Source organism: Magnetococcales bacterium (assembly GCA_015231925.1).
GTDB lineage: Bacteria > Pseudomonadota > Magnetococcia > Magnetococcales > JADGAQ01 > JADGAQ01.
Genome location: JADGAQ010000205.1, coordinates 1 through 7152, shown reverse-complemented (window position 1 = coordinate 7152; position 7152 = coordinate 1). Strand labels below are relative to the sequence as shown.

Genomic DNA, 7152 nt, shown 5'->3' with positions numbered 1-7152 from the left:
TTCTTTTGATGCTGCGGACCGCTTACGGACACGTCAACGGATAAAACCTCGGGGCGCTGCCCCGAACCCCGCCGGGGGGGATAATCCCCCCCGGACCCCCGTATGACTGAAAAGGGACGATCAGGAGGCGTTTTCCGACGAGACTCTTTTGGCCCAAAGCCACAACTGATCCAGCTCGTCGAGGGACAAGCCCTTCCAGGAACGGTGTTCCGACTCCAGCCGTCGTCCGATGCGCATCGAACGGTCCTGCACCTTGAGGGTGGCCTGACGCAGGGCCGTTTCCGGGTTGACGCCCAGGTGACGGGCCAGGTTGACCACGGCGAAGAGCAGATCCCCCACCTCCTCTTCCCGGGCCGCCGCCGCATCGGGATGGGTGGCCACCTCCTTCAGTTCCGCCAACTCCTCCTCGACCTTGTCCACCACTCCCGAGAGATCGGGCCAGTCCAGGCCCACATGGGCCATCTTCTGCTGGCTTTTATAGGCCCAGAGCAGGGCGGGCATCTGGCCGGTGAGTCCGGCGAAGAGCCCGGCAGGAGAGGATTTCTCGGGGGTTTTGCCCTCTTCCCGGGCCGTTTTGGCCCGTTCTGCCTCCTTGAGAGCGTGCCAGGCCTTCACCACCGCATCGGGACTCTCCAGCCGCTCCTCGCCGAAGACGTGGGGATGGCGATGCACCATCTTGCTGACCACCCGCTCCAGCACCTCCTTCAGATCGAAGTGGCCCCCTTCTTGCGCGATGCGGCTGTAGAGGACCACATGGAAGGCCAGATCCCCCAACTCCTTTTTCAGCTCCGTCAGATTGCCGCTCTCCACCGCTTCCACCACCTCGTAGGCCTCCTCGATGGTGAAGGGCAGCAGGGAGTGATGGGTTTGGGCCCGGTCCCAGGGGCAGCCGCCTTCGCCGCGCAGTCGGGCCACCAGGGCGACCAGACGCTCCAGGGCCGCGCCGATGGAGGTTTCGTCCGCAGAAGGAGAGGGCTGGCTGCTCATGTCACGGATCCCGGAGATTTCAGGTGAATGCGAGGCTGGCATGGTGTGGCACTCCGGGACGGGAGTCAAAGTTTTCCGTTTCCGGCGGCAAAAAGTGCCATGGCACCACGGTTAAAGGGCCGTTTTCCGTCGGGAAGCGGCTTTCCGCGCGGGATGGGAAGGATTTGCCCCCCTGGCACGGGTGTTGCTTCCAATCTTTGCGGAGAGATTCGAACCGTTCAGGGAGACGAGCGATGGATAGTGGATTGTATGCTGCAGTCAATGGGGCACGTCGCATGGAGTGGCGGCTGGAGGTTCTGGCCAACAATCTGGCCAACACCAACACCACGGGATACAAGGGGCAGAACATCTCCTTCGAGTCGTTCATGACCGCGCCGGGTCCGGAGCAGTTTCCCTTGCCGACCGATTCGTTCATGGGCTTTCGCGGTCCCGGAGACATTCCGTTTCCCTTCAGCAGCCCGGCCACCAATGCCATTCCCATGAGCTATCCCATGGCGAAGAACACCACGGTCGACCTGACCCAGGGTTCGTTGCAGGCTACGGGCAATCCTTTGGATGTGGCCATCGAAGGGGAGGGGTTTTTCCGGGTGCAGACTCCCGCCGGAGTACAGTACACACGGGATGGCTCCTTTGCGGTGAACAATCAGGGTGAGCTGGTCACCAAAGACGGTTATCAAGTTCTCGACGAAGGGGGCGGGCCTCTGACCGTTGGCAGTGGTCCGGTGGAAATCGCCCGGGACGGCACCCTGTCGAGCAATCAGGGAACGTTGGGACGCATCGGGCTGGTCAATCTGCCCGCCAAAGAGTTGGAGAAGACCGGACAGAACCTCTACTCCGCCCCGGCGGGTTCCGAGGTTCCCGTCACGGCGACCACCGGCGTCAACCAGGGCTACCTGGAAGGCTCCAACGCCAATACGGTTCACAGCATGACGCAAATGATCGATACCCATCGCGCCTACGAAAGCTACATGAAGATGATGAAGGCGCTGGACGAACTGGACAACCAGGCTGCCAACCAGGTGGGACGCCTGCAAGGCTGATTCTGACCAAGCACACTCAAGAGGAGTGATTCCATGATTCGCGCTCTTTGGACCTCTGCCACCGGCATGCAGGCGCAACAAACCAATATCGACGTGATCGCCAACAACCTGGCCAACACCAACACCACCGGGTTCAAGCGTTCCAAGACCGATTTTCAGGATCTGCTCTACCAGAACATGCGGGCAGCCGGTTCGGCCACTTCGGCGGAGGGCACCCAGGTTCCCGTGGGTATTCAGTTGGGCCACGGCGTGCGGGCAGTCTCGGTGAGCAAGATGTTCACCCAGGGCGACTACGTCCAGACCGGCAATCAACTGGATGTGGCCATCGAGGGCAAAGGGTTCTTCCAGATTCAGCTGCCCAACGGGGAGACGGCCTATTCCCGGGATGGCAGCTTCAAGCTGAACAATACCGGACAGATCGTCACCGCCGACGGCTATCTGCTGAATCCCGGATTCAATGTGCCCCAGGAGGCCAAACAGGTCTCCATCGGTCCCGATGGAACGGTCAACGTGTTGTTGCCCAATCAGGTGACTCCGCAGAATCTGGGTACCATTCAACTGGCTCAGTTCGTCAACGATGCCGGTTTGACGGCCATCGGGCGCAACCTCTTCCAGGAGAGCGGCGCTTCCGGAACGGCCACCACCGGCAATCCCGGCGACAACGGTTTGGGTACGGTGCAACAGGGCTACCTGGAAATGTCCAACGTCAACATGGTCGAAGAGATGGTCAACATGATCGCCAGCCAACGGGCGTATGAGATCAACTCGAAAACCATCCAGACGGCGGACGATATGTTGGGTCAGGCGGCCAATCTGCGGCGGTAGGGGTGATTGACGTGATATCCAGGGCAGGGCGCACCATTCTGATGCTGTTGACCACCTATTTCAGTCTGACGGTGGTTTCGGCACAGGTACTCGACAAGACAGCGATGGTGCGGTCCGTGACACGGGATCTGCAGCAACTGCTGGATCGGGAACAATCGGGCATTGCGGTGCAGCGTCTTTTCCTTCCCCAGGATGTCAAGGTTCCGGACGGGGAGGTGACCTGGGTGGTGGATCTGCCGAAGCAGATGGACGCAGGTCGGCAGGCGGTCCCGGTTGCCATCTACGTAAATGGCGAGGTGGTCCGGGAGATGGCGGTGGTGGCAGAGCTGGAGCGCCGTCTGAAGGTGCCGGTGGTGCAGCGCACGCTGAAACGCAACGACGTGGTGGCTGCCTCGGACGTAAGTTGGGAGACGGTGAGTTTCCGCAAGGTGCCGGAGGATCTGATCACCGAAGCCGATGCGGTGGTGGGCAAGGCGGCGACGCGCATGGTTACGGCCAATCGTCCGTTGCAGGCGGGCTGGTTCAATACGCCGCTGGCGGTGGGACGGGGGGAAAAGGTCACGGTGCTGATGGAAATGGCGGGTCTGCACATCCGGGCTTTGGGTGTGGCGGATGCCGAGGGTCGGGTGGGCGAGTTCATTCAGGTGCGCAATCCTGACAGCCAGGTTCGCTTTGCCGCCAAGGTGGTCGGGCCGGGTGAAGTGCGGGTGGACGGAAGGTAAAGGGGACGTCGGATGAAGGTGAACGGCATGTGGGCAAAGTGGGGTGTGTTGGTTCTGGCGGGTCTGCTGGCGGGTGGCTGTGGGGCGACCCGCGCCGCCCAGCGACCGCCGACTCCCATGGCGACCAGTCTGACCAGCCAGGCTCCGGAAACGCTGTCGCCCAACAAGGGCTCCATCTGGCAGAGTACGGACCGCAACAGCCTGTTCACCGATCGCAAAGCGCGGGCGGTGGGGGATTTGATCACGGTGGTGGTGGCGGAAAAATCCAACGCCTCCAACGCCGCCCAGACCAAACTGAGCCGGGACAACAAGAACGAGATGGACTTGGGGGGGCTTTTCGGAGCGACGGAGGCGATTCAGAAGGGTGGCCTTTCCAAGTTCAAGGATGCCGCCAAGATCGAGGGTAAACACGAATCGACCGGTCAAGGGCAGACCACCCGCGATAGCACCTTCACCACCACCATCTCCTGTGTGGTTACCGAGGTTCTGACCAACGGCAACTTCCGTATCGAGGGGCGGCGGGATCTGACTCTCAACAACGAGAACCAGTTCATCATGCTTTCCGGGGTGGTTCGTCCGGAAGATATAACCCAGAACAACACGGTCAAATCCTCCCAGATAGCCGATGCCCGCATCGAGTTTTCCGGGGAGGGGGATATCGCGGATCAGCAGGAGCCGAGCTGGTTGAATCGCTTCTTTGCCAATATCCGCCTCTTCTAAATAGAGCAGGGTGTCCCACGGAGGGACGCGGGAGTATCAGGTCATGGATGCCCAAGGGATGTTGCGAAGTCTGATGGTTCTGGGGGTGGGGCTGTTGAGCCTGCTTCTGGCGGGGAGTGCCGAGGCGGTCCGCCTGAAGGATGTGGTGGACATCGAAGGGGTGCGGGAAAACCCCTTGACCGGCTTTGGTCTGGTGGTGGGTTTGAACGGCAGCGGCGACTCCTCCACCCCCTTCACTTCGCAGTCGGTGAAGATGATGCTGGAGCGCATGGGTATCTCCACTCCTGACGCGGTCAGTGTCAAGAATGCGGCAGCGGTGATGGTCACCTCGTCGTTGCCTCCTTTCGCCCGCCAGGGCAGCAAAGTGGATGTAACGGTATCTTCTCTGGGAGATGCCAGCAGTTTGCAGGGCGGAACCTTGATCATGACGCCCCTGAAGGGTGCCGATGGTCGCATCTACGCCGTGGCCCAGGGGCCGGTTTCCGTGGCGGGGTTTTCCGCCGGCAAGGGCGCCGGGGGAGGGGGTGGCGGTCAAACCGCCCAAAAGAACCATCCCACGGTGGCGCGCATCACCGGCGGAGCCCTGGTGGAACGGGAAATTCCCTTTGAACTCAATCAGGAACGGAAATTGCAATTGGCGTTGAACAACCCCGATTTCACCACCGCCAACCGGGTGGTGCGGGCCATCAACAGCCTGTTGGGCCAACCGGTGGCCATGGCTCAGGACTCCGGCACCATCAGTGTGAAACTGCCGGACAACTACGAGGGGCGGGTGGTGGAGTTCGTCTCCCGTCTGGAAAATCTCCAGGTGGAGCCGGATACCCCGGCCAAAGTGATCGTCAACGAACGCACGGGCACGATCGTCATGGGGGAGAATGTACGCATCTCCACCGTGGCTCTCTCCCACGGCAATCTGAGCCTGAAGATCACCGACACCCCCTCCGTGAGCCAGCCGCAGCCGATGTCCGGCGGGCAGACGGTGGTTACCAACCAGCGACAGGTTGAGGTCAAGGAGCAGGATGCCCGCCTGTTGGAGATGCAGGAAGGGGTCACCTTGGGGGATCTGGTGCGGGGTCTCAACAAAGTGGGAGTCACTCCCCGGGATTTGATCGCCATTCTTCAGGCGATCAAGGCCGCCGGGGCACTGCAAGCCAATCTGGAGATCCTATGAACATCGTATCGCCGGGACTGGATTTGGGTACCCCCCGGACGGGCCAAGTCGGGGTGCGGACGGAGGCGAAGGCCGGTGCGCGGGATGATCGTCCCCTCAAGGAGGCGTTGGCCGACTTCGAGGCTCTGTTCATCCGCCAGATGTTGGAGGTTATGCGCAAGGGTGTTCCCGAGGCGGACAAGGATACACCCTTTGCCAAGGGATCCGGGGAAAAGCTCTTTTCGGACATGCTGGACGGGGAGTACGCCACCATCGCCAGCCGTCGACCGGGAGGACTGGGTCTCAAGGAGGCCCTCTACGAACAGATGAATCGCGCCCGCAACCCGGCTTTGGCCACGGAAGCGTTGCGCAGGACTGAAATGGAAGGGAATTCCCTAAACATCCAGGGTAAACTACCGATAAAAGGATGAAGGGACTACCGGTTGCCGTCGAGGCGAACCGGTAGACGAGGACGGGAACCGGTATGGGCGAAGGGAAATCGTCATGAAAATCAAGGGAGTGGACTCCAATAAACTGGGACGGATCACCGGACGGCGTGTCGGTTCCGCCGGGGCGCTGGAGCGGTATGCCGCCCAAAGCGCACCCAAATCCCGCAAGGATGATGTGGAGGTCTCTCCGGGAGCCCGCCTGATCAGCGGAGCCAGCGAGCGGGCTCAATCGGCTCCGGATATTCGTCTGGAGGTGGTGGAACCGATCCGGGAGGCTTTGGCCGCGGGTCGCTACAGCGTCTCCAACCTGGACGTGGCGGACAAGATCCTGCGCCGGGTGCTTTCGGAAGGAAAACGCTCCATCTGAACTCTTGAAGGAAACCAGCCGTGGACATCAGCCGAATACGCGAACTCAAACAGCTCCTGACCGATCTGACGGGGCGCTTCGAGGCGTTGCGGGAACTGATGTTGGTGGAGCGGGGTTTCCTGATGAAGCGTCGCACCCAGGAGGTGGAAGAGACCTCCCGGCGAATTCGCGACCTTCTGGAAGAGATCCGTCAGGAAGAGGCCAGGCGGCAGGAGTTGGTGGCGGACCTCGGCCAATCCCTGGGCCTGCCCGGCCCAACCCTGACTCTGAAGGAGCTGGTGGAGGCTTTGGGCGAAACGGCGCGCAAGCTGGATCTGCCCAAGTGTCGGGAGAAGCTGAAGGAGGCCATTTTGCAGGCCGACGAGGCGAACAAGGCGAACAAGGCCGTTTTGCGCGGCATTCAGGCGGCCACACAGGCCGTTTTGGGAGTATTGACGGAAGGAACCGCCAAACCGGTGGCGTATACCCGTACCGGGTCGCACAAGGCGGGAAATGGTCTCAACCTGTTTTCACGACAGCTCTGAACACTCGGAGCAGGCCTTCAAGGCCGAAAAACCAAATTCGATCATGGCCCGGATGGAACTGACCTGGGCGGGGCATTGTGCCGGAGGAATAAGGACATGTTGATCTTGACACGGAGAGTCGGGGAGAGCTTGAACATCGGTGATGATATAAAAATCACCCTGCTCGGCATCAAAGGCAACCAGGTGCGCATCGGCATCGATGCCCCCCGCAGTGTGGAAGTGCATCGCGAGGAGATTTACGACAAAATCAAGAGAGAGACCCGCAAGGCCAACCGGAAGATGTCCGACGACGTCCTCGACCAGGCCTCCCGCATACTCTCCCAGAAGTAAAACCAGGAAGCCCTCCGCAAGGAGGGCTTCCTGGTTTG

At 61.0% G+C, this 7152-nt stretch carries 10 protein-coding genes; 9 read left to right on the top strand and 1 reads right to left on the bottom strand.

Going from position 1 to position 7152, the window contains the following annotated elements; genetic code table 11:
* Positions 1-120: 120 nt before the first annotated feature.
* The gene (gene mazG / locus HQL56_16975; GenBank protein ID MBF0311211.1) at positions 121-987 is read right to left on the bottom strand and encodes a nucleoside triphosphate pyrophosphohydrolase; all 867 of its coding nucleotides are present in this window, start codon (positions 985-987) and stop codon (positions 121-123) included.
* Between the two features lie 233 nt (positions 988-1220).
* Between mazG and flgF the strand changes: the two genes are divergently transcribed.
* From flgF to csrA, 9 genes are all read left to right on the top strand, one after another.
* Positions 1221-2027, top strand: coding sequence for a flagellar basal-body rod protein FlgF (flgF, locus tag HQL56_16970; GenBank protein ID MBF0311210.1), 807 nt, complete (start codon positions 1221-1223; stop codon positions 2025-2027).
* A gap of 33 nt (positions 2028-2060) precedes the next feature.
* The gene (gene flgG / locus HQL56_16965) at positions 2061-2852 is read left to right on the top strand and encodes a flagellar basal-body rod protein FlgG (GenBank protein MBF0311209.1); all 792 of its coding nucleotides are present in this window, start codon (positions 2061-2063) and stop codon (positions 2850-2852) included.
* Positions 2853-2863: 11 nt separating this feature from the next.
* Positions 2864-3574, top strand: a complete 711-nt coding sequence (gene flgA, locus HQL56_16960; protein MBF0311208.1) for a flagellar basal body P-ring formation protein FlgA — start codon at positions 2864-2866, stop codon at positions 3572-3574.
* 27 nt (positions 3575-3601) lie between these two features.
* The gene (locus HQL56_16955; protein ID MBF0311207.1) at positions 3602-4294 is read left to right on the top strand and encodes a flagellar basal body L-ring protein FlgH; all 693 of its coding nucleotides are present in this window, start codon (positions 3602-3604) and stop codon (positions 4292-4294) included.
* 43 nt (positions 4295-4337) lie between these two features.
* The gene (locus tag HQL56_16950; GenBank protein MBF0311206.1) at positions 4338-5465 is read left to right on the top strand and encodes a flagellar basal body P-ring protein FlgI; all 1128 of its coding nucleotides are present in this window, start codon (positions 4338-4340) and stop codon (positions 5463-5465) included.
* Positions 5462-5875 carry a rod-binding protein gene (locus HQL56_16945; protein ID MBF0311205.1) on the top strand — a complete coding sequence of 138 codons (414 nt, stop codon included), beginning with the start codon at positions 5462-5464 and terminating at the stop codon, positions 5873-5875. The genes HQL56_16950 and HQL56_16945 overlap by 4 nt, the downstream gene beginning before the upstream one ends.
* Before the next feature lie 73 nt (positions 5876-5948).
* Positions 5949-6260, top strand: coding sequence for a flagellar biosynthesis anti-sigma factor FlgM (gene flgM / locus HQL56_16940; protein MBF0311204.1), 312 nt, complete (start codon positions 5949-5951; stop codon positions 6258-6260).
* 20 nt (positions 6261-6280) lie between these two features.
* Positions 6281-6784, top strand: coding sequence for a flagellar protein FlgN (locus tag HQL56_16935; GenBank protein MBF0311203.1), 504 nt, complete (start codon positions 6281-6283; stop codon positions 6782-6784).
* Between the two features lie 96 nt (positions 6785-6880).
* Positions 6881-7114 (top strand): carbon storage regulator CsrA, encoded by a 234-nt coding sequence (gene csrA, locus HQL56_16930; GenBank protein MBF0311202.1) that lies wholly within the window; start codon positions 6881-6883, stop codon positions 7112-7114.
* Positions 7115-7152 lie beyond the last annotated feature (38 nt).